General features: G+C 69.5%; 30 protein-coding genes. 24 read left to right on the top strand and 6 right to left on the bottom strand.

Annotated elements, in window-relative coordinates:
- Window positions 1-77: 77 nt before the first annotated feature.
- From ACZ69I_RS06960 to ACZ69I_RS07050, 19 genes are all read left to right on the top strand, one after another.
- Window positions 78-1,223 (top strand): PD-(D/E)XK nuclease family protein, encoded by a 1,146-nt coding sequence (locus ACZ69I_RS06960; protein WP_470830812.1) that lies wholly within the window; start codon window positions 78-80, stop codon window positions 1,221-1,223.
- Window positions 1,224-1,313: 90 nt separating this feature from the next.
- The gene (locus ACZ69I_RS06965) at window positions 1,314-2,186 is read left to right on the top strand and encodes a hypothetical protein (RefSeq protein ID WP_470830813.1); all 873 of its coding nucleotides are present in this window, start codon (window positions 1,314-1,316) and stop codon (window positions 2,184-2,186) included.
- A 178-nt stretch (window positions 2,187-2,364) separates the two neighbouring features.
- Entirely contained in the window at window positions 2,365-2,781 is a 417-nt protein-coding gene (locus ACZ69I_RS06970; protein ID WP_470830814.1) for a hypothetical protein, read from the top strand.
- Window positions 2,778-3,296 (top strand): hypothetical protein, encoded by a 519-nt coding sequence (locus tag ACZ69I_RS06975; RefSeq protein WP_470830815.1) that lies wholly within the window; start codon window positions 2,778-2,780, stop codon window positions 3,294-3,296. Before ACZ69I_RS06970 ends, ACZ69I_RS06975 begins: the two co-directional genes overlap by 4 nt.
- Window positions 3,297-3,327: 31 nt before the next feature.
- Entirely contained in the window at window positions 3,328-3,783 is a 456-nt protein-coding gene (locus tag ACZ69I_RS06980) for a hypothetical protein (RefSeq protein ID WP_470830816.1), read from the top strand.
- Window positions 3,784-3,946: 163 nt separating this feature from the next.
- The gene (locus tag ACZ69I_RS06985; protein ID WP_470830817.1) at window positions 3,947-4,282 is read left to right on the top strand and encodes a hypothetical protein; all 336 of its coding nucleotides are present in this window, start codon (window positions 3,947-3,949) and stop codon (window positions 4,280-4,282) included.
- Between the two features lie 80 nt (window positions 4,283-4,362).
- Window positions 4,363-4,671, top strand: coding sequence for a hypothetical protein (locus ACZ69I_RS06990; protein WP_470830818.1), 309 nt, complete (start codon window positions 4,363-4,365; stop codon window positions 4,669-4,671).
- A gap of 84 nt (window positions 4,672-4,755) precedes the next feature.
- On the top strand, window positions 4,756-5,070 hold the full coding sequence (locus ACZ69I_RS06995) for a hypothetical protein (RefSeq protein ID WP_470830819.1): 315 nt from the start codon (window positions 4,756-4,758) through the stop codon (window positions 5,068-5,070).
- Window positions 5,067-5,417, top strand: coding sequence for a hypothetical protein (locus tag ACZ69I_RS07000; RefSeq protein WP_470830820.1), 351 nt, complete (start codon window positions 5,067-5,069; stop codon window positions 5,415-5,417). The genes ACZ69I_RS06995 and ACZ69I_RS07000 overlap by 4 nt, the downstream gene beginning before the upstream one ends.
- 129 nt (window positions 5,418-5,546) lie before the next feature.
- Entirely contained in the window at window positions 5,547-6,068 is a 522-nt protein-coding gene (locus ACZ69I_RS07005; protein WP_470830821.1) for a hypothetical protein, read from the top strand.
- A gap of 22 nt (window positions 6,069-6,090) precedes the next feature.
- Entirely contained in the window at window positions 6,091-6,636 is a 546-nt protein-coding gene (locus ACZ69I_RS07010) for a hypothetical protein (protein ID WP_470830822.1), read from the top strand.
- Between the two features lie 90 nt (window positions 6,637-6,726).
- Entirely contained in the window at window positions 6,727-7,788 is a 1,062-nt protein-coding gene (locus tag ACZ69I_RS07015) for an N-6 DNA methylase (protein ID WP_470830823.1), read from the top strand.
- A gap of 152 nt (window positions 7,789-7,940) precedes the next feature.
- Complete coding sequence (locus ACZ69I_RS07020) at window positions 7,941-8,579, top strand: hypothetical protein (protein WP_470830824.1); 639 nt, start codon at window positions 7,941-7,943, stop codon at window positions 8,577-8,579.
- On the top strand, window positions 8,572-10,260 hold the full coding sequence (locus tag ACZ69I_RS07025) for a ParB/RepB/Spo0J family partition protein (protein ID WP_470830825.1): 1,689 nt from the start codon (window positions 8,572-8,574) through the stop codon (window positions 10,258-10,260). The genes ACZ69I_RS07020 and ACZ69I_RS07025 overlap by 8 nt, the downstream gene beginning before the upstream one ends.
- 126 nt (window positions 10,261-10,386) lie before the next feature.
- On the top strand, window positions 10,387-10,593 hold the full coding sequence (locus ACZ69I_RS07030) for a hypothetical protein (RefSeq protein ID WP_470830826.1): 207 nt from the start codon (window positions 10,387-10,389) through the stop codon (window positions 10,591-10,593).
- 113 nt (window positions 10,594-10,706) lie between these two features.
- Window positions 10,707-11,522: a hypothetical protein gene (locus ACZ69I_RS07035; RefSeq protein WP_470830827.1), complete on the top strand. Its 816-nt coding sequence runs from the start codon at window positions 10,707-10,709 to the stop codon at window positions 11,520-11,522.
- Complete coding sequence (locus ACZ69I_RS07040; RefSeq protein ID WP_470830828.1) at window positions 11,522-11,872, top strand: hypothetical protein; 351 nt, start codon at window positions 11,522-11,524, stop codon at window positions 11,870-11,872. The genes ACZ69I_RS07035 and ACZ69I_RS07040 overlap by 1 nt, the downstream gene beginning before the upstream one ends.
- Before the next feature lie 52 nt (window positions 11,873-11,924).
- The gene (locus ACZ69I_RS07045; protein WP_470830829.1) at window positions 11,925-12,974 is read left to right on the top strand and encodes a YgjP-like metallopeptidase domain-containing protein; all 1,050 of its coding nucleotides are present in this window, start codon (window positions 11,925-11,927) and stop codon (window positions 12,972-12,974) included.
- A complete protein-coding gene (locus ACZ69I_RS07050) occupies window positions 12,971-13,426 on the top strand; it encodes a hypothetical protein (protein WP_470830830.1) in 456 nt (151 codons plus the stop codon). The genes ACZ69I_RS07045 and ACZ69I_RS07050 overlap by 4 nt, the downstream gene beginning before the upstream one ends.
- 45 nt (window positions 13,427-13,471) lie before the next feature.
- Here the strand turns inward: ACZ69I_RS07050 and ACZ69I_RS07055 are convergent, their stop codons facing one another.
- Window positions 13,472-14,272, bottom strand: coding sequence for an SAM-dependent methyltransferase (locus tag ACZ69I_RS07055; protein ID WP_470830831.1), 801 nt, complete (start codon window positions 14,270-14,272; stop codon window positions 13,472-13,474).
- 197 nt (window positions 14,273-14,469) lie between these two features.
- On the opposite strand from ACZ69I_RS07055, the gene ACZ69I_RS07060 reads away from it, so the two are divergent.
- Window positions 14,470-14,802, top strand: coding sequence for a hypothetical protein (locus ACZ69I_RS07060; RefSeq protein ID WP_470830832.1), 333 nt, complete (start codon window positions 14,470-14,472; stop codon window positions 14,800-14,802).
- An 835-nt stretch (window positions 14,803-15,637) separates the two neighbouring features.
- Here ACZ69I_RS07060 and ACZ69I_RS07065 read toward each other — a convergent pair.
- From ACZ69I_RS07065 to ACZ69I_RS07075, 3 genes are all read right to left on the bottom strand, one after another.
- Window positions 15,638-16,036, bottom strand: a complete 399-nt coding sequence (locus tag ACZ69I_RS07065) for a hypothetical protein (RefSeq protein ID WP_470830833.1) — start codon at window positions 16,034-16,036, stop codon at window positions 15,638-15,640.
- A 266-nt stretch (window positions 16,037-16,302) separates the two neighbouring features.
- Entirely contained in the window at window positions 16,303-16,830 is a 528-nt protein-coding gene (locus tag ACZ69I_RS07070; RefSeq protein WP_470830834.1) for a hypothetical protein, read from the bottom strand.
- Entirely contained in the window at window positions 16,827-17,327 is a 501-nt protein-coding gene (locus ACZ69I_RS07075; protein ID WP_470830835.1) for a hypothetical protein, read from the bottom strand. The genes ACZ69I_RS07070 and ACZ69I_RS07075 overlap by 4 nt, the downstream gene beginning before the upstream one ends.
- Window positions 17,328-17,505: 178 nt before the next feature.
- On the opposite strand from ACZ69I_RS07075, the gene ACZ69I_RS07080 reads away from it, so the two are divergent.
- Window positions 17,506-18,750: a helix-turn-helix domain-containing protein gene (locus ACZ69I_RS07080; protein ID WP_470830836.1), complete on the top strand. Its 1,245-nt coding sequence runs from the start codon at window positions 17,506-17,508 to the stop codon at window positions 18,748-18,750.
- Window positions 18,686-19,123: a GNAT family N-acetyltransferase gene (locus tag ACZ69I_RS07085; protein WP_470830837.1), complete on the top strand. Its 438-nt coding sequence runs from the start codon at window positions 18,686-18,688 to the stop codon at window positions 19,121-19,123. Before ACZ69I_RS07080 ends, ACZ69I_RS07085 begins: the two co-directional genes overlap by 65 nt.
- Before the next feature lie 257 nt (window positions 19,124-19,380).
- Here the strand turns inward: ACZ69I_RS07085 and ACZ69I_RS07090 are convergent, their stop codons facing one another.
- Window positions 19,381-19,641, bottom strand: coding sequence for an ANTAR domain-containing protein (locus ACZ69I_RS07090; RefSeq protein ID WP_470830838.1), 261 nt, complete (start codon window positions 19,639-19,641; stop codon window positions 19,381-19,383).
- Between the two features lie 317 nt (window positions 19,642-19,958).
- Between ACZ69I_RS07090 and ACZ69I_RS07095 the strand changes: the two genes are divergently transcribed.
- On the top strand, window positions 19,959-20,141 hold the full coding sequence (locus tag ACZ69I_RS07095; protein ID WP_467672461.1) for a hypothetical protein: 183 nt from the start codon (window positions 19,959-19,961) through the stop codon (window positions 20,139-20,141).
- Between the two features lie 129 nt (window positions 20,142-20,270).
- On the opposite strand, the gene ACZ69I_RS07100 is transcribed toward ACZ69I_RS07095, so the two are convergent.
- Entirely contained in the window at window positions 20,271-20,987 is a 717-nt protein-coding gene (locus ACZ69I_RS07100; protein ID WP_470830839.1) for a hypothetical protein, read from the bottom strand.
- A gap of 461 nt (window positions 20,988-21,448) precedes the next feature.
- Between ACZ69I_RS07100 and ACZ69I_RS07105 the strand changes: the two genes are divergently transcribed.
- Complete coding sequence (locus ACZ69I_RS07105) at window positions 21,449-22,903, top strand: cytochrome P450 (protein ID WP_470830840.1); 1,455 nt, start codon at window positions 21,449-21,451, stop codon at window positions 22,901-22,903.
- The last annotated feature ends 7 nt before the right edge of the window (window positions 22,904-22,910 follow it).

Below are 22,910 nucleotides of genomic sequence, written 5' to 3' on the forward strand. Positions count from 1 at the left end.
CTTCCTTCCTTCTGCGCTGCCGGGGCCCTCCGTGCGATGGGCCGGGCTCCGGCAGCGTGCCCTTCTTGGAGATTGCCGTGACCGCCACGAAGACCAGCGCGCCCGCAACCATGTCGATCTGGGACGCCGCCCATGCCGCTGACTCCCGGCGCCCCCGCTCGGTACAGACCCAGCTCGGAGCGTCGGACACCATCTGCTCACGCAGGGCCGGATACATCCTGGCCGGCGCGGAGCGTACGAACGCCGGAGACAAGCGGGCCGCGATCCTCGGCACGTACATCCACCAAGGACTGCTCGAGGACGCACGCCGTGAGTACGGCTGGCTGGTGGAGCGCACCGTCACGGACGCGACGCTGCGCGGGCACGTCGACGTCGTCCAGCTCGACGCTGCGACAGCCGCGCGCCTGCCGAAACGGCACCGGCCCGTGCACCCGGCCGAGGTGGTGACGGTGGAGGACGTGAAGACCAAGTCCTCCCGCGTCTGGGACCGGGTGGTGCGCTACGGGCCAACGGCCGCGGAGATGCGTCAAGTCCTTCTGTACGCAGATCTCTTGCGCACGGTCGGCTTCGCGGACATGCCCGGCCAGCGGTATCTGCACCGGCTGGGCCCGGTCGACGTGCAGCGCATCCGGTTCCGATTCGTGTGCCGTGACACGGGCGAGGAGCACATTCAGGAGTTCGCGTTCGACGAGTGGCTTGCCGTCGAGGCTCGTTGGTGGGTGGACCGGGTGCTGGAAGCCGAGACGCCCGAGCAGCTGCGCCGCGATCACGACGGCCCCGGCCTGTCGGTCATCTGCGACAACTGCCCGTTCGTGCACGCCTGCTGGGCGGGCGCGGCGCCGGGACAGCCCGCACAGACGGTCCTCGTCCACGACGACGCGGACCGGGCCAATGCCCTGGCCGACTACGTGCGCGCGCACGAGCGGTACCGGGAGGCCAAGCGGGTCAAGGAGCTGGCGCGCGCGATGCTGGACGACTCCCCCGAGGGTGACTACGGCGAGAACCATCTCGGGTGGGGCGGCGGCAACGACAAGGAGGAGACCGACGTTGCCGCGATGGTCGAGCAGTTCGAAGACGCCGAGCTGGTCGTGCCGATGATCCCGGATACCCAGGCCATGGTGGCGATCCTTCGGCGCGCGGGGATGGTCGTTCCCCGGCGCAAGGCCGCCGGCCAGAAGACGGCGCGCACCATCAAGGTCAGTCGCGCCCGATCAAGGTCATGACGGCCCTCCTGACGGCCTGTTAGCCCCTCCTGCCCCCTTTCCCTCTTCTTGCTGCTGTTTGCTGCTTGTACCGCCTTGGAGGCATCCTCCGTGACCATCCTGCGCCGCCACCTCAGCAACGGGTTCACCGTGCTGCCGACGGCCACCCTGGAAGATTCCCGCCTGAGCTTCAGGGCGCGGGGGATCCTGGCCTTCCTGATTTCCAAGCCGGATGACTGGCAGGTGCGGGCCGAGTCCATCGCCAAGGTGGGCAAGGAAGGCCGGGACGCGGTGCAGGGCGCTTTGCGGGAGTTGCGCAACTGCGGCTACTACCGGGTGGTCACCGAGCGGCTGAGCGACGGGAGGCTCATCCGGATCACGGAGGTGTACGACACGGCGCAGGAGTGGGCTGCCGAGGAGTACGCGCGCCAGGTGGTCAGGCGGGTCGAGCGCAGGCTGAAGGCCGAGGCTGAGCAGGCTCCACAGGCTGTGGAAGAAGGAGGCGAGCAGCCCGAAGACGGGTTTTCAGGCGTCGGTGCACCAGGCGTCGGTGCACCCGCCGCCGGTTCTTCAGGCTTTCTAGTTAGTAACCACACCAATTACCCACAGCAGAACCCCCCTTCCCCCGCAGCTGCCGCTGCAGGGGCGCCTACGGACGCGCCCGAATCGGCAGAGGAAAGAGGCGAAGACGCTCCCCGTTCAGGTCAGCCTGGCCGTGGCGGGTGCCCGGCCCATCCGGAGCGGCCGGGCCGTCGTTGCCGAGCCTGCGGCACGAGCCCGCGCAAGCAGCGGGAAGCTCAGCAGCAGGCCCAGGAGGATGAGCGTGCGGCGTCTCGGCGCGCGGCGAACGAGCGCGTACTGAACTCGGTGCGGCGACAGCCAGACGCTCAGGGCCTGTCTCCGGTGGCGCGTCAGCATCTGGAGGAGATCAGGCAGACGAACGCTTCCACCAAGGGGGATCGTGAACGTGACGCGCCGATATAGGTCGCGTTCTTCCCTTCCGCACAGCCAGCCCGACCGGGCGTAAGCATGTAGAATTTAGCTACGCGACGCACTCAGGGGCCCCCACTCCAGCCCGCCGCACCTCGCCGACCCACCACTTTGAATTGACAGATGCGTGCGATCTCGATTTTTAATAGGTCGCGACATTAGTTCAGATCGGATGCTCATGCTCGACATCACCTCGACAGTTGCCGCCGTGCGCAATGCGTACGGCCCGGAAGAACTGGCTGCGCGTGCCGCCTACGCCGACCTGCATGCCGCGCTCGAAGTAGCCGGGCTCCACCCCTACGTCGAGACCCGCGGCGGGCTGGCCGTGTGCGCCTACGCCGCAGACGGCTCGCTGATCGTGACGGCCGGGCAGGACGCCCTGCCGCTGCGGCGGCGGTCCCTCACGGGCTGGCACGTCAGCCACGTCCCCGAGGACTCGCACAACCCCTCATGGCGGTGCACCGTCCTCGACACGCTCCCGCCCGAAGGGGACAGCGGTTCCGCCGGGAACCTCGACCTCACCGCTGTCGCTGACGCCGTGGCGGCCCACCTCGGCACCTGCACCCGCATGGCCGGGATGGCGGCATGAGACTGACCGACGATGACCGGCAGATGGCGGTGCGGGACTTCTTCATGCCTGCGCAGCTACTGGAGTTCGCCGACCTTCCCGACGGAGCGGCCCGCATCGCCTGGGGCGAGGACCAGTTCGCCCGCCGCGAGGGGCACACGGCCGTCCGCCGCCTGGAGGGCGAGCCCGACGCCGGAGCAATGTGCACGTGGACGCGGGCTCCGGGCGGCTTCCGGTACGAGATCGACACCCGTCGAGGTGTTCGCACCGGCGAGTTCACCTGGCGCGAGGTGCACCAGGTCATCGAGTCACGCCTGACCGCCGTCCGCTACGGCGCTCTGCGCAAGGCGGTCGAGGAGCACGCCAGGCACCAGGAGGCATACATGTCCTGCCCGGGGCCGTACGTCGACCCTGCGGCGTGGGACCGCGGCTTCTACCGGGGCTGGTCGCGCCGGAGTTCGGCTCTTCAGCTCAAGGCGGCGGCCGCTCTGGACGCGATCCTGCCCGCCGCTGTCGCCCACCCCGCCCTGTTCTGAATCACCCTCTACGGCAAGGAAGCAAGCTCCTGTGATCACTTCGACTGCTTCGACCGCATGGACCGAGCTCGCACCGTGTGCGGGCATCGACGGCTATCTCCCCGACGACTTGCTGCTGCGCCAGCCGCATCAACTCCTGGATGCCTGTGCGCCGTTGATGGAGAGGTGCGCTTCGTGTCCGTTCATCGTGCGCTGCTATGACCGCGTCCGTCCGGCATCCAGTCAGTTCGACGGGGTGTGCGCGGCGCGGATATGGGTCAACGGCAAGGCGGTGGCGAGCGCCGAGGGCGCGGAGGCGTTGCCGAAGTTGCCCTCGCAGGCCGGGACGTGCGGGACGAGCAGCGGAGTGAAGGGGCACCGGCGGCTCGGGGAGCCGCTGTGCGGCGAGTGCCGGGTGACGGCCCAGCGTGCCGATGTCCGCCGCGCGGGGGCTGCGAGCATCCGCAAGCGCGCCACGCGGGGAAGGGCTCTGGCGGTCGCGGCGTGAGCGCCTGGCCGCAGGGGCCGCTGCCCGAAGTGGGGCTGTGAGCTAGCCAGTTGGTGAGCATGCTCGGGGTCTTCGGGGTTTGACACCCCCTTACGGCAGAGTAGAATTTAGTTATGAGCGGTGAGGGAAGCACACCGCCCACCCATCGAAAGGAACGCACCCCATGCACGCGCCACTGCCCGATCCGCTCGCCGTCCTCCAGGTCGCCACGGAACACAACATCACCGAGGAGCAGGCCGCGACCGCCATCGAATGGGCGGCACACCTCACGGTGCACGCGTGGGACGCCCACGCCGAGCTGCTCGGCGTGGAGAAGAAGGACGGCCGCGCGATGGAGGCGTGGTACCACTCCCTCCCGGCCCGCACACGCGCCGCCGTGCTCGACGATGCGGTCACCGCGGTGATCGGCGCCGACAACGCGCTGGCAGACGTGTACCGCCAGCGCGACCGGCGAGCCCGCGTCATACGCACCAACCGGCGCCGCGTGCACATTCACTGACTCAGAAACACCCCGGCCCGCCTCACACCGAGGCGGGCCGCGCCGTACCCACACCCCAACTCCACGCAAAGGAACGCCTGATGGGCGCCATGGACTTCTACACACCGGCCACGGGACGCAACGTCCACAGAGCCTTCTTCAACGCCCGCGTGCAGGCCGCCCAGGATCACGGCCACCGCGCGTACTCGGGAACGGTCTACGAGAAGGACGAGGTCACCGTCTTGGATGAACCAAAGCGCACGCTGGCACAGGCCAAGTCCCGCGCGAGGGAGCTGATCGAGGCCAGAGACCCGCGGATCTTCCCCAAGGCAGGTCCCGCAGGGGCACTGCCGCTGGAGAGCGACTCAAGCGAACCCGCATGGCTGTTCTTCGGACTGGCCGCCTGCTGAACCAGCCTCCGGGTGCGCCCACTTGGAGGTGGGCGCACCCGGCACCCACCGAACTGGATCACCCGGGAAGGAATCCGCACCATCATGCTCGACACGCATCTGCCGTTGGAGTCCACTGCTGAGGTCATCACAAACCTCGGCCTCAGCAGCAGACAGATCAGGCGCGCCAACTCCGCGATGCAGCGCATCGTGCGCGTCGCTCACCAAAGGCTTCCCGCCTCTCGACGCCCACGGGACTTCGACGCCTTCGCCGACGGCGTTCCCACCCGCTACTGGGCCCTAATGTTCGAGGTGTGCGCGCTCAACCAGCTGGGGCGCGACACCGAAGCGTGCGCGCTCATCACTGCGACCCGCCACCTCGAAGCCGTCCACCGCTGCCCCGAGTCGGTGAGCGCATGACCATGCACCCCCTGCCGATCGGCACCCGAGTCAGCCACACAAGCCAGCAGTGGGCCCACCACCTTCCGGAGGGCACTGCCACCGTCATCGACCGCAACGGGCCCTGGCTGGACGGCTCCTGGGAGTACCACGTGCGCGCGGCGCTCGACTTCTCCCGCCAGCCCGGCCCGCTCAACCCCGAGGACCGCACGACCTGGTGGCCCTCGTACGCCACCGCCCCCGCGGTCGTCACCAAGGACAACTCCTCCTTCGGAGACATGACCCACACCGTCCGCTACGACAACGCCTTCGGGCGCCTGGACGCGGCGCGGATGGCGCAGCTGCTGGAGACGTCGAGCACCGAGTAGCCCCCCCCCTTTGAGCTGGGGCTTCGCAGTTGCCCCACCCCCAATGAAGAGTAGAATTTAGCTATCGGGTGAAGGGCGGGACACCACCCCCTCACCCCTTTCCTCATCCACCACGAGAACGGCCCCCGCATGAGCACCACCCTCATACCGGACGCCAGTGGCGTCAGCCCCTACCTCAGCGGCCTTCAGCCCACGCCCCGCAATCTCGCCTCCGCCGTACTCGCGCTGGCCCGCATCGACGAGCTCGGCTGGGTACCGCTGGGCGGATACCCAGGCAGCGACGTGCTCTGGCCAGTGCACTGCCTGGTCTGCGACGACTGGGACGGAGACCGCTTCTACAGCCACCTGCGGCGCAACCGCCCCGCCTTCCGCCACCCCGGATGCATCGCCAAGAGCGAGCACGCCGCAGTCCTGGCCAAGCTCGCCGGGCGCGCGCAGCAGACATGCCGGTGCCTGGTCTCTCACCCCACCTCCGAGAAGGAGGTCGCCACGACGCTGGCCGTGATTGCCGAGGCCCAACTCCAGCTCGATTACGCGCGGATGCTCGCGGAGATCGACCGGCTCCTTGGCGCTTGTCCCGCGACCGGCGTACGGGCCGAAGCCCTCACGGCACACCTGGAGACGGTCAAGCAGGAAAGGCGGGGGGCCTGACGTGGCGGGATGGATGCGCGGCATGTGGCGGATCACCCTCTGGCACCCCGAGCGCGACAGCGGCACGTACACCTATCTCGTACCGCACTGGCAGGCGCGCACCGAAGTGGTCGCCCGCGCGATTGCGGCAGATCGTCATGCCGACCGGGCCTCGGTGGCGAGCGATCCGGCGCGCGCACTGGAGATGGTGGCCGGTGAGGTCGCCTTCCGGCCGGCCGTGCGCTCGCGGGAGCGGGCGGTGGCCTGGGTGGCACTCGTGAAGCACGACGCGATCACCGAAGACGGCTGGGTCCGCCCGGCCGGTGGCCATCGGCATGAGCGTGATGATCTCTGGCGCCAGGAGGTCCGCGCCACGCATCAGCAGTACCGCGAACAGGTCATCGGGTTCGGGGATTCCATCGCCGACATCATGGCCTCCGCCGAAGCGGACACGGCCTGGGACCTGGAGCCCTACCGCGACGCCTACGGGCGCATCCGCTGGGACGACGTGCGCACCGATGTCCACCGAGCCGCACAGTCCCACATCTGGCACACGCCGTTCGGCGCCGTGTGGATCCACCACGCCTGAGCCGCCCCCTTCTTCATCTCCACCATCACGGCCCGCCCGCTCCTGCCGGGCGGGCCGCCGCATGCCCACACCCCGACCGAAAGCTTCGCCGTGACCCAGCAGCTCGACCTGTTCGCCGATCTGACCCCCGACCCCGCACCGGCCCCCGACACCTTCGCCGCAGCGCCGCGACGACACACCGCACCTCCGACCCCGAAGGCTCCTGCGGCTCCCACGCCACAGGCCCGGCGGACAGGGCGCCCGCGGCCGGTGAGTGATCCGCACCGGCGCGCACTAGAGATCGGCGAAGCCGTGGCCGACCGGTGGCACAACCGTCACGGCGGCACAGACATCGAGATTCCGATCGGCGTGGTCGCCGCCCTGTGCCTGGTGCGGGAGAAGGACCCCGACGGCCCAGACCTCAAGACGCAGATCCTCGCCCAGGACGGCCCGCAGCTGATCGCGATGCTCCGCGAGATCTGGTCCATGCACTGGATGAACCGCCCCGACCTGATCGAGCGCGCCAGGATCCTGCACGAGTGGCTGAACGAGGACGTCGACGAGCACCGCATGCACGCAGTACGCGCCGTCGCCGAAACCGCCCTCAAGCGCGGCCTGTTCGACCTGACCGCGCACGAGGACCCGTTCCTGCGCTCGGCGACGGACGTTCTGTCGCCGGTGATGATGTGCCTGCGTTCCCACGGCGCCCGGCAGGGGCTGGGCGAGTACCACACCCCGGCGCCAGTGGCCGATGCCATGGCCGACATCGTCGCCGCGGGGCAGGTCATGGACATCAAACTCGCGGTTGACGAGCCGCGCGGTGGTGAGCACATCCACGACCCGTGCGCGGGCAGCGGAGGACTGTTGCGCTCGGCCGCGCAGCACCTGCGCGAGAGGGGCCTTGACCCCGCCGATTTCCAGTGGTCGATGGTGGACATCGACGCGATCGCAGCGGGCTGTGCGGCAGTCAACGCGATCGTCTGGGCATTGGGGTCTCGCGTGACCGTGGCGTGCGCGGATGCGCTGGCGAACCCAAACGCCGTCCAGGATGCGATGCAGCAGGCGCGCGCCGTCTTCGAGCACCGCGACGAAGTGCTCGGCCGGGCGCGGATCATCGCCGCCCTCCGCCAGGCGCGCGGCCTCATGGGCGCGGCCCTCACAGACGCCGCCTAGCTCCGCACCCCCCTGACCTGCGCAAACGGGTTTGACCCCATCCCATCGGAGAGTAGAATTTACTTATTGGTTGGGGTGAGAACCCCAACCAGCAAGACCCCTCCCGCCCGCAGGCAGCACGGCAGTTGCCCTCTTCAGAGAAGGACACCCTCTTGGACACCACCGCACCGCAGCCGGACGCCGTCGACCAGGAAGACCAGGGGCCGGTCAGGCTCTCCTCGGCCGACCTGCACCAGCTCGGCAACTCCCTGGCCGCCGAGCTCGATGACTGGGAAGCCACCACCGAGTACGTCCCGCACGGGAGCGAGGGCCTGCACCTCGTCGGCCCAGATGGCCGGGCCATCGGACTGCGGCTGCTGTTCGACGGCCGGGCGCTCCAGACGTTCGCCATCGGCGGCGCCCCGCCCGCTACGACGGCCACCGAGACGGTGGCCGCCCCGCTGGCCGAGGGCGTGCGCTACAGCACCGGCGTCACCTTCACCCACGAGCAGAGCCTGCTGGAGGCGGCCTTGACGGCCATCCGCACCGTGCTGGTTCCTGCCTTCGACGGCCACCGCCCGGCCCTCACCTCGCGCGGGCGCCGCCCGGTCCAGGACTCCTCCGCCGCCACGCCCGAGCAGGCCCCCACGCCCGCCGAGCCCGCCGCCGCGCCCCCGAAGGCGCGTGCCCGCAAAAGCACCGCCAAGGCCAAGACGGCCCCCAAGTCCGGTGCCCGGAAGGCCGCCGTGAAGCCGAAGGACGCCACGTCACCGCGCCGCACCAGCAAGAGGTCCACCACCTCCCGTGGCTGATGCCGCAACCACCTCAAGGAGCATGATGACGACTACCAAGACCACCGAGCCCGACGTCACGCAATCCGCTGTTGGCATCGAGGGGTTCGCCGGAGCCTTTGCCTGGATCGACCCGCGCACGCTGGTCATCGATCCCTACAACCACCGCAAGTCGCCGACAGCGGCCGCCGACAGCGACCGTGAGCCGAAGGACAGCGAGGTGGCCGAGGCCAGCCCGGACGTGGCGGACACGACCGTGCCGGATGCGGAACTGATCGCGTCCGTGGAAGAGATCGGCGTGCAGACTCCGCTGCTGCTGCGCCCGCAGGACGATGGTGTGACGCTCGGCGTGATCTTCGGTCAGCGCCGCTGCAAGGCCGCCGTACTCGCCGCGGAGAAGGCCATCGCCAAGGGCCGCCCCTTCCGCATGGTCCCGGCGATCATTCGCACCGACCTGGCGGGCGTGGACGACGACGCGCTGACGCTCAGCCTGATCGAGAACAAGCACCGCACGGCGCCTTCCGCACGCGATGACCTCGCGGCCGTCCGTCAGCTCTCCCTGATGAGCATCAGCAAGACCCGCAAGGCGAAGCACACGCGCGCCCTGGGGCTCACACCGAAGCAGGTCAAGGCGGCCGAGAAAGCCGATCAGCTCAGCGACGCCACCCTGGATCGCGCCCTGGCCTATGACTTCGACTTCGTCGAGATGGCCGATCTACACGAAGTCGAAGAACTCGAGTACGCCATCGACTGGCTGCGCCACGCCAAGCGGCGCGACACCGAGGAGGGCAGCGGACAACACGGCCACTGGGCACACGAAATGCAGGAGCTGCGCGCCCGCAAGGCCGACCGCGCGGCGTACAAGAAGGTCCGCGAAGAACTGAAAGCGGCCGGCGTGCCCTTGGTGGACTACTGCTGGGACTGGACGCGTACCCCTGCTCGCCCGCTCACCGATCTGGTGACGGCCGATGGCGCCGCCCTGGACGCGGAGGAGCACGCCGCATGCCCCGGGCATGCGGCTTTCCTTGACCGGGACGAGCCGGTGGCGGTGTGGGTGTGCCAGGACTGGAAGAAGTGCGGGCACCAGCTCAGCCCCAAGGCGCCGAAGGACGCCAGGGAGAACAAGAGCCGGGAGCAGGAGAAGGAGGAGCGGCGCACGGTCATCGCCAACAACAAGGCGTGGCGGGCAGCGAGGCCGGTGCGGCACGAGTTCCTGACGAGGCTCTGCACGAAGAAGGGACACGCTTCCTCTGCGGCCTGGTCGGTGATCTTGTCGACGCTGACCGGCACCATGTACCTGTTCGAGCACTTCATCGAGACCCACGACACGGAACTGATGGCCTCGTTCCTGCGGGTTCCGGACCCGAACGCGCAGCGCAGCAGCAAGTGGGATCGGGTCAAGGCCCCCTTCGCCGACGTGATCGCGGCGACTCCGGCAGCCCGGCGCTGGCAGATTCTGCTCGCGCTGACCTGTGCCGCCTACGAGCAGCAGGCGATGGGCGACAGCGCCTGGCGCGGAGAGCCCGGCAACGAGACCACCGAGTGGCTGGCCTTCTTGAAGGCGGAGGGCTACGCCCTTTCCGACATCGAAGCCGAGACCCTGGCGAGGGGCGAGGAGCAGGCGAAGCAGCGCGCGGAGGCTCTGGCTGCGCAGGAGGACGAACGCGCGCAGGACGAGGAAGCCGAACCCGTTGCCGCCTGACCGTCCCATCCCAGGAATGCCCATGATCACCTTCACCGTCCGCCCACGCCGCAACGGCGCCTCCGAACTGCGCCGCCAAAGCGCACTCGGTTCGCACAGCCGCCGCGAGCAGCACGGGGAGCGCACGTGAACTTGGCTGAGTACGCCGACTCGTTGGCTGACGCGATCGAGCTCAACGCGATGCGGCTGCGCCAGCTGCGTCAGGAGCGGGCCCGCGCCCTGGCCGATGGCGCCCCGGCCGCTGCGGCCGAGTACGCCGAGCGCATAGAGGACCTGGCGGCCGACCACCACTATCTGCGCCGCAAGCTCGACGAGCTGCGCCGCTACACCTGACCCCCTGCTGACCTGCATGTTTCGGGTTTGACGCCCCCTCGATAGAGAGTAGAGTTTAGTTAACTTCTGGAGGGGGCGTCACCCCGCACAACCCACCGAACGGACCACTCCCCATGACCACCAGCCCCGACCACGCCGACCGCATCACAGCCATCACAGCCCGCCTGGCCGCCGCGAACCTGCCACTCCTCGAACTCCACCGCACCCACTGGACCAAGAACGGCGCGCTCGTCGACGCCGACGACCCCGAAGCCGTACACACCTCCCTCGAACTCCTAGAACCCAATGGCGCCCGCGTCGCCGAAGTCCTGTGCAACCACGCCCCCGACGACGAGCAGCCCGCCCAGGCTCTCGCCGCCGCCATCACCGCCGCCGAACTCCTCGTACACGCCCCGGCCGACCTCGCCTTCCTCCTCGGCCTCGAACAACCAGACCAGCCGACGCCCCGCACCTACGGCGCATCCGTCTCCGGGAAGCCTCACCTCGTCACCGTCACCACCTGGCCGACCGACCCCAACCAACTCGTCCTCACCCACTGCGGGCGCCTCGCACTGCGAGAGATCCCCGAGCCCGTCCCCGAACACCTCTGCGGCAGCTGCCGACGGCTACTCGATCACGACCTTCGGCAGCGATCCGTCGACCGCCAGCACCACCAACGCCACCTCGAACCGGTGCGCCACCAACTCGCAGCCGAGATCCGCCGCCAGCAGGCCCACCTCCCAACCGACACCGACGCTCCAAGCGGCCAGGTCACGCCTCACGACAACGACGCCGAGCAGAACGCACTCATCCAGGGGCCGCTTCTCGCCCTCGCGATCACCCTCGGTGAGCCCGGCGACCTCGACGCCGCCCAGCAGTACGCCGCAGCCCGCGGGCACACGGAACAGCGAACATCTGCGCCGCCACAATCCGTGAGGCGAGGCCACTGATGGCCGCCCCGCATTCCGAGCGCGGCTTCATCGTGTCGGTCCCCATCACGAACAGGGTCGCCGCCGCCAGCTTCCGAGAGCGAGACGCCTTCGCTCTGCCCGAAGCACCCGATGACCACTTGATCGCTCAGTCCATCCAGTCCCACCCCACCGTGGGCACGCGCCTGACCATCCACGCCCTGGGCAGGACGGCACCGCTGACCGTGCATCCCGAGGAACCGCTGCTCCCCCTTCGGATGCTGCGCGCCTTCGAGCTGACCTGCCAGCTCTGCACGGCACGCACGCACCGGGTCCTCGACCTCGTGCTCCACGGCACCCCGCAGGCATGGGTCTGCGGCTCCTGCGCCTAGCTCCCGCCCAGCGGGGGCACACCGGCATCACCCGAAACAGGAAACTTAGATCGTGACCTATAACAGCGAGCGTGTGATCACCGTCGGCACCGCCCGCATCCTCATCCGCACCAGCCACCGCACCACCCTCGCGCTCACCGTCAACAAGGACGGCGCCATCATCGTCCACGGTCCGCACACCATCACCGACACGGACGCCAGCACCCTCGTCGAACGCCGCCGCTCCTGGATCTACCAACAACTCACCCACCTCGCCGCGACCACTCCAGACGCCCCGTCGAAGCAACTCGCCACCGGCACAGCCTTCGACATCCTCGGGCGCCCGCACCGGCTGCACATCGTCCCCAACTGCAAGCAGAACAGCCCCCTGCACCTTCACCAAGGCAGCGCATCCGAGGGACAGCTCCACCTACAGGAGAGCGCCGCCCGCGAACCGGACAAAGCGCGACGAGCCATCATCAATCTCTACACCAGCGCCGGTCGGAAATGGCTCGAAAACGATCTCCCTCAGATCTCCGCAAGCACCGCGAACAAGCCCTTAACCGGCACCTTCTCCAACCGCATGCGCACCACCTGGGCCCGCCACCACCCGACTCGCGGCCTCACCCTCCACTGGGCCACAGCACAACTCCCGCCCCCACTCCTCCACGAACTCATCCACCGCACCCTCGGCCTCCACACCGTCGCCAGCAACCACGACCTCAACAACGCTCTCCGCGCCCTGTGGCTCGGTCAACTCCTCACCCCCACCCGACCGACGAACACCAACTGCCCCAGCTGCGGAGCCTTCCCCGACACACTGCACGCCGACCACTGCGACATCGCCCGCTGCGCCCACACCGGCCTCCAGCGCAACGACTGCCATCCCGGAAGTACCTGCAACACCGCCTGGACCGGCCAGTTCCCCGGCCAAGCGGAATGCACGACCTACGGCTTCTACTGCCGCCCCACCCCCGGCGGTTACGAACCCTGCACCGCCGACACTCCCGGCGCCATGCACGACTTCAACCGCCTCTACCGCGAATGCCGCTGGAATCCCGAAACGCAGCGCATGACGCTGCCCCCCCACCCGCACCACTTCAAGGAAACGCACCACCCGTGACCACAACACGAGCCCCCCGCGCCAACGCACAACGCCCCGGACTCGGCGCCACCTGGCAGGCAATCTGGACCGTCACCTACTACGAAGCAGCCGACGACGGAACCGGGCGGGCACCCGACGCCCGCTGCTGGACCACCGAGCTCGAAGCGCACCCACTGACCTCGAACCGATACATCGGTCACCAGGTGTGGCTGTACATCAACCGCGAACGCCCCGACATCCCCGAAGTCGACCTCCACAACCCGCACATCCAACTCCAGGGCTACACCGCCGGCGAGCCCGGCGAGCTCGGCAACCGGCCGCGAATACACGGAGTACGCTGCACACAATGCGGCTCCCCCAACGTCGAGTTCACCGCACGCACCTGGGCCAACTGCCGAACCTGCGGCAAGGGCCAACCGCAGAGCGAGGCCGCGCTGTGCTCCTCACGCTGTGAGGAGTGCTCACCCTAGACAGCACGTCGCCCCGCGGGCCGCGCCCCGGGGCGACGAAGGCCGTCAAGGCTTGCGTGCCACCGCCCCGTACATCGCGATCGCCCGGTCATCGACACCATCCTGCTCAGCCCCCGGGCGCCACTTGTGAACCTGGGTGACGCCCGGCTCCACCAGGTCCATCCCGTCGAAGAACGAGGTGGCGGTCGTCAGGTCCCGCAAGGCCATCGGCATGCCCTGCTGCGCGTACTCCTCGGCGACCCGGCCGACCTCGCCGGGCGCAAAGTCGGCGGTGCCGATGGTCATCGCCAAGAAGCTGCCCGACGGCAGCGGATCCAACAGTCTCTGCACCAACCGCCGGTCGTCCGGCGGCAGGATGAAGTGGAGTATCCCGATGACCAGCAGGCCGACCGGCTCCTTCAGGTCGATCAGCGCGCGGAACTCGGGGCTGCCCAGGATGGCGTCCGGGTCGTGCATGTCGGCATCGACGTACGCGGTCGCCCCTTCGGGAGTGCTCTGCAGGAGAGCGCGGGCGTGAGCCAGGACGATGGGGTCGTTGTCGACGTAGACCACGTGGGACTCCGGCGCTACCTGCTGCACCACCTCGTGCAGGTTGGGGGCGGTGGGCAGACCGGTGCCGATGTCGAGGAACTGCCGGATGCCCTGCTCCTTGGCGAGGTATTGCCCGGCACGGTGCATGAACCGGCGGTTCTCCAGCATGTGCACAGGCAGCGCCGGCCAGTGCTCGCACATCTTGTCGCCCGCCTCAACGTCGACGAGGTAGTGGTCCTTGCCACCCAGGATGTAGTCGTACACCCGCGCCGAGTGCGCCGTCGAAGTATCGATCCGATCGCCTGCGCTGTGCATGGGCCTCTCCGCTCTTCACCGCTGCCTTGGCCCTCGACGCTACGCCGGACCGCCACCCGACCCGCCTGATGCCGTCACCGCACCACCGTGAGGGCCAAAAGCCATCGCACCACCAAGAACCCGCGTCACCGCGACAGCGTCCCCCCGACGCTCCAGTGGCACGATGACACCGCCACCGAGACAGGACGGAAGACCAAATGAGCGAGCTCGAAACCCTGCGCGAAGCTATCCGCGCGGAACTCGACAGCCTCTGGAGCGACCTCGACGCGGCCCGCCCCAATGCCCTTAACGGTCACTGGTCCATGCGCTGCGACTCCCTCACCGACCGCATCAAGAAGCTCACCGCACTCGTCGGCCCGACCCCGTGGCGCAATGTCGAACTCTCACTGCTCGAGGACGGCATCTACCAGCGGGTGCATGCCGAGCTCGGAGTGGAGGCGCCCGTCGACATGGAAGCGGTGGCGCAGGCCCGTGCGAGGCTCGATGAGGACCGCGAACGCCTGCAGCAAGGGCAGAAGAGCAGCAGGTAGTTTCCACAAGCCGCGAACCATGAACGGGAGTCGCTCAAATGCTCAACCGCGACTACCTGCACCTTCATCCGCGGCTCTTCTTATGGGATGCGGCACACGCGTGAGAGAGGCGTTCCGGGGGACACACGGGGGACAGAACCCCGAGGATGACCGAGGAAAGATAGGGACAGGCGGGGTAAGAACTCCCGGGCTGACCGAGGCCCCAGCTCCTCCGTGAACAGCCGTCTGACCTGCACTTATAGCCTCTGACCTGCGGGAACGGGTACGGTCGCCTGAGGACGACGAGACTGGTTCGGGTCGTGCTCCTAAAGCGGGTGTCGCAGGTTCGAATCCTGCCGGGGGCACCAGGTCAGAACGACAAAGGCCCAGGTCACGGAGCAAGTCTCCGGGCCTGGGCCTTAGTTGTGTGCGCTCTGGCTGCGCCCTCTGCCCCTGCGGCATATGCCAGACCGCAGGGCTAGAGCCCTCAAACGGGGCGACAGGGAACGGACAGGGCTCTCGCGGGGTGTGAAGCTCGAGCAACTTCCCCGATGCATCGCGCCCGCCGCCTCAGCCCACAGGTGGTCCACACCCCGTCCTTGACCGTCATCCAGCGGGAGTGCCGGACCCCTCGCACATCTCGCGCCCCCTCTCCGTTCGGCTGGTGCGGGGGCATCGGCTGCCCCGGCTTCACCCCGGAGTAGGCGCCGCACTTCTGACAGACCCCCGAGCAGAGCCCGGGATCGCACCGGTGGCCTGGCTGTCGTTCACACATGATCAGCTCTCCTTTTGAGTGGAAGGATGGATCTGATTGGTGTGATGCACTCCGCCGCCCGGCCGAAGCCTGCGGCGAGGGTCAGAGCTTGCGGACGAAGGTCCGTTCGCCGTTGTGCCACAGCACCGTGACGCCCTGCTGAATTTCGCCCTCACGGGTCGACCAGGCGTCGATAGAGGCGATCTCAGCAGACTCTGCCGCGCCGATCACGCCAGCCAGCCACGCATCCGGCGCGCCCGTCACCGGGGCGGCGACGAACGGCGCCGGCGTTGCCTGAACGTCCGCCGTGGGGGCGCCGTGCTTCGCACCCTCGGCGAGCTGGCCGTACACCTGCCACCGCCCCTCGCGCCCGGCGACGGTGACGGCCAGGCCGTAGGGGTACGCGGTTTCCCCTGCCTCGGCAAGGGTCTGCACACGCTGGACGTCGGGCGAGTTCTTCAACAGGTCGACAGCGAAGTCTTGGAACGCGGCGGGGCGCATTTGTGATCACTCCTCTCGTGGCGGCTCAGCCACCCTATGAGCGGGTGCCGACAGATCACGGGCTACTCGCCTCGCCGCTCTCAGTGCAGCGCTCTCCGGCTGGATCGGGCAGCGACACGGGCAACCCAGGGTGGGCCCGACAATGAGCCGGGCGCCCTCGACGGTCACGGTGGTCGTCTCCTGGCAGTCGTGCAGCCCGCCGTCCGTCTGCTCTGTCAGGAGCGCGCGTAGGCATGGCGGACACGGGACGCGGACCGGCGACTCGCTCATGACCCGAACCCACCGCACGGCGGATAGCGGAGCACATCTCGCAGGCGCCGGCCGAGCTCGGACACCCGCATCGCCAGCACCAGCGGGCTGGGGCACTCGCCGTCCTCGTCGCCCAAGGCGTCGTGACATCCGTCGATGGTTCGCTGGTGGGAGTGCCACGCCATGCTGCCCTCACCCGCTGCGTCGGCGGCGGCCGCCGCGGCGGGCAGACGGCGCCGGATCTCGTGGCGCAGCCTGCGACCGACATCACTCAGCGTCTCGGCAGGGGGTAGCACGCGGCACGCGGCGAACGCCGCGGTGAGGAGAACGTCAACGTAGCCGCCCCCGTTACACGGTCGGCATGCGCGGGGGAACCAGCGAGAGACTTCGTCGAGGCGGGTCAGCTTGTGCGGGCCGAGGTCGACAGCGGTGTCGGTGCTCAGGGTGACGCCGCAGAACACGCAGCTGGTCCCGCGCAGTTGAGCGTCGGAGAGCACGTTGACCGACGGCAGCAGCGGGACTGAGAGGCGGTCGGTGAGGGTCACGGATGGCCCCCCGCACGCGTGCCGATGGCGATGAGTGCGGCCACGGCCGGTACGGGGCACAGGGCGCCCACGGTGTGGGGGCGCACGGCCCAGTGCAGGCCAACCGGTGCGGTGAGATCGGCGGCGGGGACGCCGAGGAACTGGCCGGTGCCGAGCATGGGCGCGGTAGTGCCGTAGGCCCATCGGGCGGGCGGGCAGGGCTCGGTGAGCGCGTGGTAGATCTGCAGTGGTCTGTTGCGGATCACGGGGCCGTTGAGCAGCTCGGCGAGCGTCCGGGCCACGATGTCCACGTCGGTGCTCCCGACGCCCGCGTGAACTGTCTTCGCTGGAAGGCACACGGCGTTGAACCGTGTGCCGAGCGGCAGCAGCGCGGCGCCCCGCTCCCTCCACTCCCGGTGAGCCTGCTGCGGCTCTTGCTGGGCGCGCGCCAGCCAGTCGAAAGCGGCGCCCACCAGTGCGCTTCTCGCAGCCGGGGCACGCCCCGTACTGTCCGCCATGTCGACTCCTCGTCAGTCGGCCATGCCCCGGGGCCGGTTGCCCGGTCGCCGGGGTGCGCCATTTCCTGTCGGCGCTCAGGCCCTCACCTGTAGCGTTGTGTACACGGACAGCGATCACTAGGACCGTCGTGTCCGCCACCGTCCGCAAGGGAGCGGACAGCGGACACCGGAGGCGTCCATGGCTGAAACCTTCGGCAAGGCGCTGCGCCGATGGCGCGGCGGCCGAAGCCTGCGCGATGTCGCCACGCTCGCATCCTGCGGGAAGAGCTACGTCGCTGACCTCGAACAGGGCCGCCGCCATCCGGCAGCTCAAACGGCACGAGCTCTCGACGACGCGCTCGGCGCCGGCGGGGAGCTGATGGCGCTGTCCGAGTCCCGATCGGGCCGGTCGCCGACCGATCAGGCGGACGCCCTTCAGGCTGGTCTGGACGAGGTGCTCGCTGCGGGGCCACTCGCAGACAGCAGCCTCGATGAGATCGAGTGGACGGTGGCCCGGCACGGGCGAGCCACGCGTTACCGGCCTGAGGGCGCGCACTTCCCTGACCTGCTCGCCGACTTCACGGATCTACGGGTCCTTCTCGCCCACCGGCATCCGCATGCCGCCCGGCGGCGCCTTCTCGTCGCCACAGCCCAAATGTCTGGGCTCACCGCGCTCACCCTGCTCAAACTCGGCGACGAGCGGGCCCTGTCCTGGTGGCGTACCGCACGCAAAGCCGCAGCCGCCGCTGGCGACCGGGCGACCCTGTCGTGGGCGTATGCGCAGGAGGCGTATCAGGCTTATTACGGCGGAGACATGTACGGCGCCGTCGAACTGGCTGCCCGTGGTCAGCAGCTGGCGGGCGGTCTGCCGTGCGTCGGTCCGGCATTGGCCGCGCCGCTGGAGGCCCGCGCGCACGCCCAACTCGGCGACCGCTCCCAGTCGATGCGGGCCCTCGCAGCCGCTGAGGGAGCCCTGGAGCGGCTGCCTGCGGCCGAGCAGATCGGCAGCGCCTTCGGGTACAGCGAGTCGCAGCTCCGCTTCCATGCGGGCAACGCCCTGACACACCTTGGCGAGACGGCGCGGGCCCGCGCCGAGCTGGTGCGTGCAGCCGAGTTGTACCCGGCTGCCGAGCAAACGGACCGGGCCCTCGTCTTCCTCGACATGGCCATGTGCACCGTGACCGAGGGTGACCCCGCCGGCGCTGCCGACCAGACCACACGGACCCTCACGGACCTGGAACTTGAGCACCGCACCGCGCTGATCATCTACCGAGCACAGGAGGTCGCCGCTAAGGTGCCGCCTGGTGCACGTGGAGTGCACGAGGTGCGGGCGCTGCGTGAGTTCCTTGCGCTGCCCCCAGGCGAGACGGAGCGCAGGGGTGGAGATCAGCAAAGCGACAGTGGCCGACATAGAGGTGCTCTCGGTACTCCTCGGGGAGATTGAGGAGTACTACGGCGGCGAACCGGTGCCCGGTGACCCCGACCAGATCCGCGCAGCCCTGTTCGGCAACCCGCCCGCGGCCACCGTGCTCCTCGCCCGCGACGGTGCCGATGTCCTTGGACTCGCCTCGTACTCGCGGCTATGGCCGGCCGCCGGCGCAGACACCTCGCTGTACCTGAAAGAGCTGTACGTGAGGACGGCAGCGCGGCGCCGCGGTGTAGCCCGCACGCTCATGGACGCGGTGCGGGAGGAGGCCCAGGCGCTGGGCTGTTCCCGCGTCGAGTGGACCGCTGACACGGACAACCCGCCTGCGCTGGCGCTGTACGAGGCGCTCGGCGTCCCGCAGCACCGGGGCAAGGTGTTCTACCGGGTCTGAGCCGCAGACACGCGAAAGGGCTCCCTTCCGCCCGACTTCAAGTCCTGGCGGACGTCGCCCAGGCAGCGGACGACCTCCCCGGTGGTCCACTGCTCGTCAGCCACGTGTGCGGCCTCCCGTGAGATCCCCAGCGTCGCCGATACAGACGGAGGCGTCGGCGCTCGCCGCCACCCACGGGCGTGCCGGTGGGCAGCCCCCAGCCCCCACAACACATCGAGGCCTGGCCGGTGCCGGCCGGCCAGGCCTCTCTTCCAGGGCTACCCGCCGGGCCCGTCCGGCGTCGGGGCGTCCGTTCGGGCGGCCAGGGCCGTTGCGAGTGTGGAGCGGACTTCGGGGGGCAGGTCCGCGCCCTGGCCCCACGACACGATGAGGTCGGCGATCGAGCGCAGCTTGGTGTTGGTGTGCTGGGACACCTCCTGCAGGACGTCCCATCCCTGCTCGGGGGAGAGCCGTCCCAGGGCGACGATGACGCCGATCGCCTGGTCGACCGTGGCGTGCGAGACCACGGCTCGTTTCAATTGGTCAACTTGCTCCACGAGGTGCGCGACGGTCTTCGCTGACTGCTCGACATGCTCAGGCTCATTCAAATCGACTCTCCGGTACGGGGTCTGGGGACCGGTACGCCGTCGGCGTATGGGCGCCATCCTGCCGGAAAACCACTCGACCAGCGCAAAGACCCCCTCCTCCACATGAGTGGGAGCGGGGGTGGGGCACGGATTCCGCGGTGGGCGGGACATGGCGGCCGTTCGGATGATTTGAGGCTCAGGGCGATTGCTCGCCGGTCCGATTCGGGGAAGCCCGTGGTGTCCCTTCACCCCTCTCAGAGAGGCCACACATGCGTATCCGCACTGTTTTCGCTGCTGCCGCAATCGCCGCCCTCACCGTCCTGGGCGGCGCGGGTGCCGCGTCCGCCAACGACGGTTTCGACGGCTTCGACGGCATCAGCAACGGCAACGGCATCGGCACCCACATCTCCGAGACCTCCGTTGCCGCCTTCGGCGACCTGGTCATGGACTGACCGGTCCCCGTGTCTCGGCGTCGGTGACATCTGTGGTGACCGGCAGCTGATGTGCAGTGGCATGCGTCCCCTCTCTCCCTGTCGGGGAGAGGGGACGCACACGCATGTGCCGGGTACGGGTCGGCCCGGTCAGGTGCGGATCCGGACCCCGTACCGCGTACGCATGCGGCGCAGCTCCCACAGGGCCACCGCCGTGACCGAGACGGGGCCGCCCAGCACCGCGCACCACTGTGCCGCCGGCGGGCCGTGCGGCAGGCCGCCCTCCAGCGCGACGCTGCACACCGTCAGTTCCCAGACAAGTACGACGGTGAGCACGGCCGGGAGCGCGGCGTGCACGGTGGACGTGTTGAAGGCGTAGCGGGCCGCGTAGGCCGAGGCGAAGAGCAGGAACGGCAGGAGCCAGATCAGGCCGAGCAGGAGGGCGAGCGCCACCAGGCCGTTCACGAGCGTGCCGTAGTTCTGCTTCAGGAGCAGGGCGCTGCCCGCCAGTACGAGGCCCACGCCGGCCAGGATCCCGACGTACCAGCCCACGGCCTTGAGCGGTGTGCGCAGGCGGGAGCGGAGCTCGGTCCGGTGCTCGGCGGGTACGTAGCGGATGAAGCCGAGGACGGCCAACGGGCCGGTGAAGATCAGCAGCAGCGGGGCGAGGATCAGTTTCACGACACCGTCGTTGGCCACACCGCTCCAGCCCTCGTCCGCCCCGTAGGTGTAGATCAGGTAGAGGGTCGCGGCCGTGCCCGCGAGCGCGCGCCACAGCTGGACCCGGGACACCAGGCGGTCCGCGACGTGGCCCGCGCCCGGCCGGTTGAAGATCGCCTCGGCCCGGCGGCGGGCGGAACGGATCACCGGGATGAGCGGTGAGACGAAGAGGAAGCCGAGGCCGGAGCGTCGTCGCCGGACGGGCTGGGGGTGGGGGTGGGGGTAGGGGTGTGGATGTGGGTACGGGTGTGGGCCCTGGTGCGGGGGCATGGGTGGGTACGGGGACGCCGGTGGTGGGACGTACGGGTGTGGGGCGCCGCCGCCCTGGGGCGGGGTCGTCCGTGGTGCCCAGCCCTGCTGTCCCTGTCCCCCGTGTGCCACTGCTGCCCCTCGTCTTCCCGCGCCGTATGTCCGGATCGCTTCCGGATCGCCCAGGGATCGCTTCCGAATCGCCTCTGAGCGGGCGCAGTTTACTGGCCTGAATCCGACGGAGGGCACCTTCGCGCAGCGCTCGTCGGGAACCCGCCCGTACGAGGGGCGGTTACTCCGGTACGCGCCCCGGGCCGGTGGTGTGCGCCGACGACGGTGAGGAGCGGTGACGGGTGGACATGGGGATTCCTGGGCCTGAGCCGCGGGACGACGGTGGCGTCGGGGCCATCGCGGCGGCGGGCGGGCTGCACCTCTACCAGTTGTGGCTCCATGCGCGGTACGGGCCCGTCGCACGGTTCCAGTTGCCGGGCGCCGGCACCGCCGTGTCCGTCGCCGACCCCGAGCTGCTTGAGGCCACCGCCCGGATCGACGAACGGCCCGCAGCGCTGTTCGACTTCCTCTCGCCGTTGTGCGAGGCCGGGAACTTGCAGGTCGTCGGGGCCGAGGAGCACGGGCCCTGGCGGCGCGTGCTGCTTGAGGTGCTCGCCGGGCGGCCGTCCCACGAGCGGCACTTCGGGGAGTTCGTCGCCTTGGTGGAGGGGCTCGCGGACCGGTGGGGCGCGCTGGGCGACGGTGCGGCCGTCGGTCTGCAGAAGGAGCTGACCGCGCTGTCGCTGCGGATGATCTGCGCGTACGCGCTGGGCGTCGACGACCGGGGTGTCGTCGATCCGGACGGGGTCGTCGAGGCGTTCGAGACCGTGCTCACCGAGTCGTTGGGGCAGCAGTATCAGGTGCCGGGGGACGAGGAGGACCGGGCGAAGCGGGTCGAAGGCGCGCTGCGGTATCTGCGCGCCACCGTCGACCGCGTCCTCGACGCACGTCAGGGCGGCGCAGGGAACACAGGGCGCGCAGAGGCCACCGCACGGACCGACAGGACCGTCAGGACCGTCAGGACCGTCAGGACCGTCAGGACCGTCAAGAGCGACAGGAGCGACAGGAGCGACAGGAGCGACAGGAGCGACAGGGCCGACAGGAGCGACCTCATCGGCGCCCTCCTCGACGCCCGCATGTCCCCCGCCCGCATCCGCGACACCGTCATGGTGACGATGCTCGCCGCCCACCACACCACCGGCGTCGCCGTCTCCTGGACCCTGCACCTGCTCGGGCGCCATCCCGACGTCACCGCACGCGTCGTCGAGGAGCTGGACCGGGTCCTCGGCGACCGTGCCGTGCCCGACTACGCCGACCTGCGGAGGCTCACGTATCTGGACATGGTCCTGAAGGAGTCGATGCGGCTCCGTCCGCCGGGGCCCTACGGCGCCCGTGAGACGACGGAACCGCTCGTCGTCGGCGCGTACGGGATTCCGGCCGGGACCACCGTCTTCTACCCCTTCTGGGCGGTCCACATGAACCCCGACCACTGGCCGGAACCCGAGCGGTTCCTGCCCGAGCGGTTCAGCCCGGACGCGGTGGCGGCGCGGCCGCGGCTCGCCTACATCCCCTTCGGGATCGGGCCGCGCAGCTGTGAGGGCGCCCAACTCGCCATGGTCGAGGCCGAACTCACCCTGGCCGTCCTGCTGAAGCGGTTCCGCTTCCGGCCCGTGCCGGGGCACGAGGTGACGCCCGTCGAGCGGTTCGTGCTCTGGGCCGACGACGACATCCGCATGACCGTGAGCCCACGGGTTCCGGAGTAGACCGGCG

The sequence above is a fragment of the Streptomyces sp. NPDC036815 genome (assembly GCF_055609205.1).

Bases quoted from the DNA above. Each gene is read 5' to 3' on its own strand.
- ACZ69I_RS07060 (WP_470830832.1), top strand. From the start codon at position 14,470: ATGAGCGAGCTCGAAACCCTGCGCGAAGCTATCCGCGCGGAACTCGAC.
- ACZ69I_RS07035 (WP_470830827.1), top strand. From the start codon at position 10,707: ATGACCACCAGCCCCGACCACGCCGACCGCATCACAGCCATCACAGCC.
- ACZ69I_RS07105 (WP_470830840.1), top strand. From the start codon at position 21,449: ATGGGGATTCCTGGGCCTGAGCCGCGGGACGACGGTGGCGTCGGGGCC.
- ACZ69I_RS07010 (WP_470830822.1), top strand. From the start codon at position 6,091: ATGTGGCGGATCACCCTCTGGCACCCCGAGCGCGACAGCGGCACGTAC.
- ACZ69I_RS07075 (WP_470830835.1), bottom strand. From the start codon at position 17,327: ATGGCGGACAGTACGGGGCGTGCCCCGGCTGCGAGAAGCGCACTGGTG.
- ACZ69I_RS07000 (WP_470830820.1), top strand. From the start codon at position 5,067: ATGACCATGCACCCCCTGCCGATCGGCACCCGAGTCAGCCACACAAGC.
- ACZ69I_RS06970 (WP_470830814.1), top strand. From the start codon at position 2,365: ATGCTCATGCTCGACATCACCTCGACAGTTGCCGCCGTGCGCAATGCG.
- ACZ69I_RS07065 (WP_470830833.1), bottom strand. From the start codon at position 16,036: ATGCGCCCCGCCGCGTTCCAAGACTTCGCTGTCGACCTGTTGAAGAAC.
- ACZ69I_RS06985 (WP_470830817.1), top strand. From the start codon at position 3,947: ATGCACGCGCCACTGCCCGATCCGCTCGCCGTCCTCCAGGTCGCCACG.
- ACZ69I_RS07005 (WP_470830821.1), top strand. From the start codon at position 5,547: ATGAGCACCACCCTCATACCGGACGCCAGTGGCGTCAGCCCCTACCTC.
- ACZ69I_RS07095 (WP_467672461.1), top strand. From the start codon at position 19,959: ATGCGTATCCGCACTGTTTTCGCTGCTGCCGCAATCGCCGCCCTCACC.
- ACZ69I_RS06995 (WP_470830819.1), top strand. From the start codon at position 4,756: ATGCTCGACACGCATCTGCCGTTGGAGTCCACTGCTGAGGTCATCACA.
- ACZ69I_RS06975 (WP_470830815.1), top strand. From the start codon at position 2,778: ATGAGACTGACCGACGATGACCGGCAGATGGCGGTGCGGGACTTCTTC.
- ACZ69I_RS07040 (WP_470830828.1), top strand. From the start codon at position 11,522: ATGGCCGCCCCGCATTCCGAGCGCGGCTTCATCGTGTCGGTCCCCATC.
- ACZ69I_RS07080 (WP_470830836.1), top strand. From the start codon at position 17,506: ATGGCTGAAACCTTCGGCAAGGCGCTGCGCCGATGGCGCGGCGGCCGA.
- ACZ69I_RS07055 (WP_470830831.1), bottom strand. From the start codon at position 14,272: ATGCACAGCGCAGGCGATCGGATCGATACTTCGACGGCGCACTCGGCG.
- ACZ69I_RS06990 (WP_470830818.1), top strand. From the start codon at position 4,363: ATGGGCGCCATGGACTTCTACACACCGGCCACGGGACGCAACGTCCAC.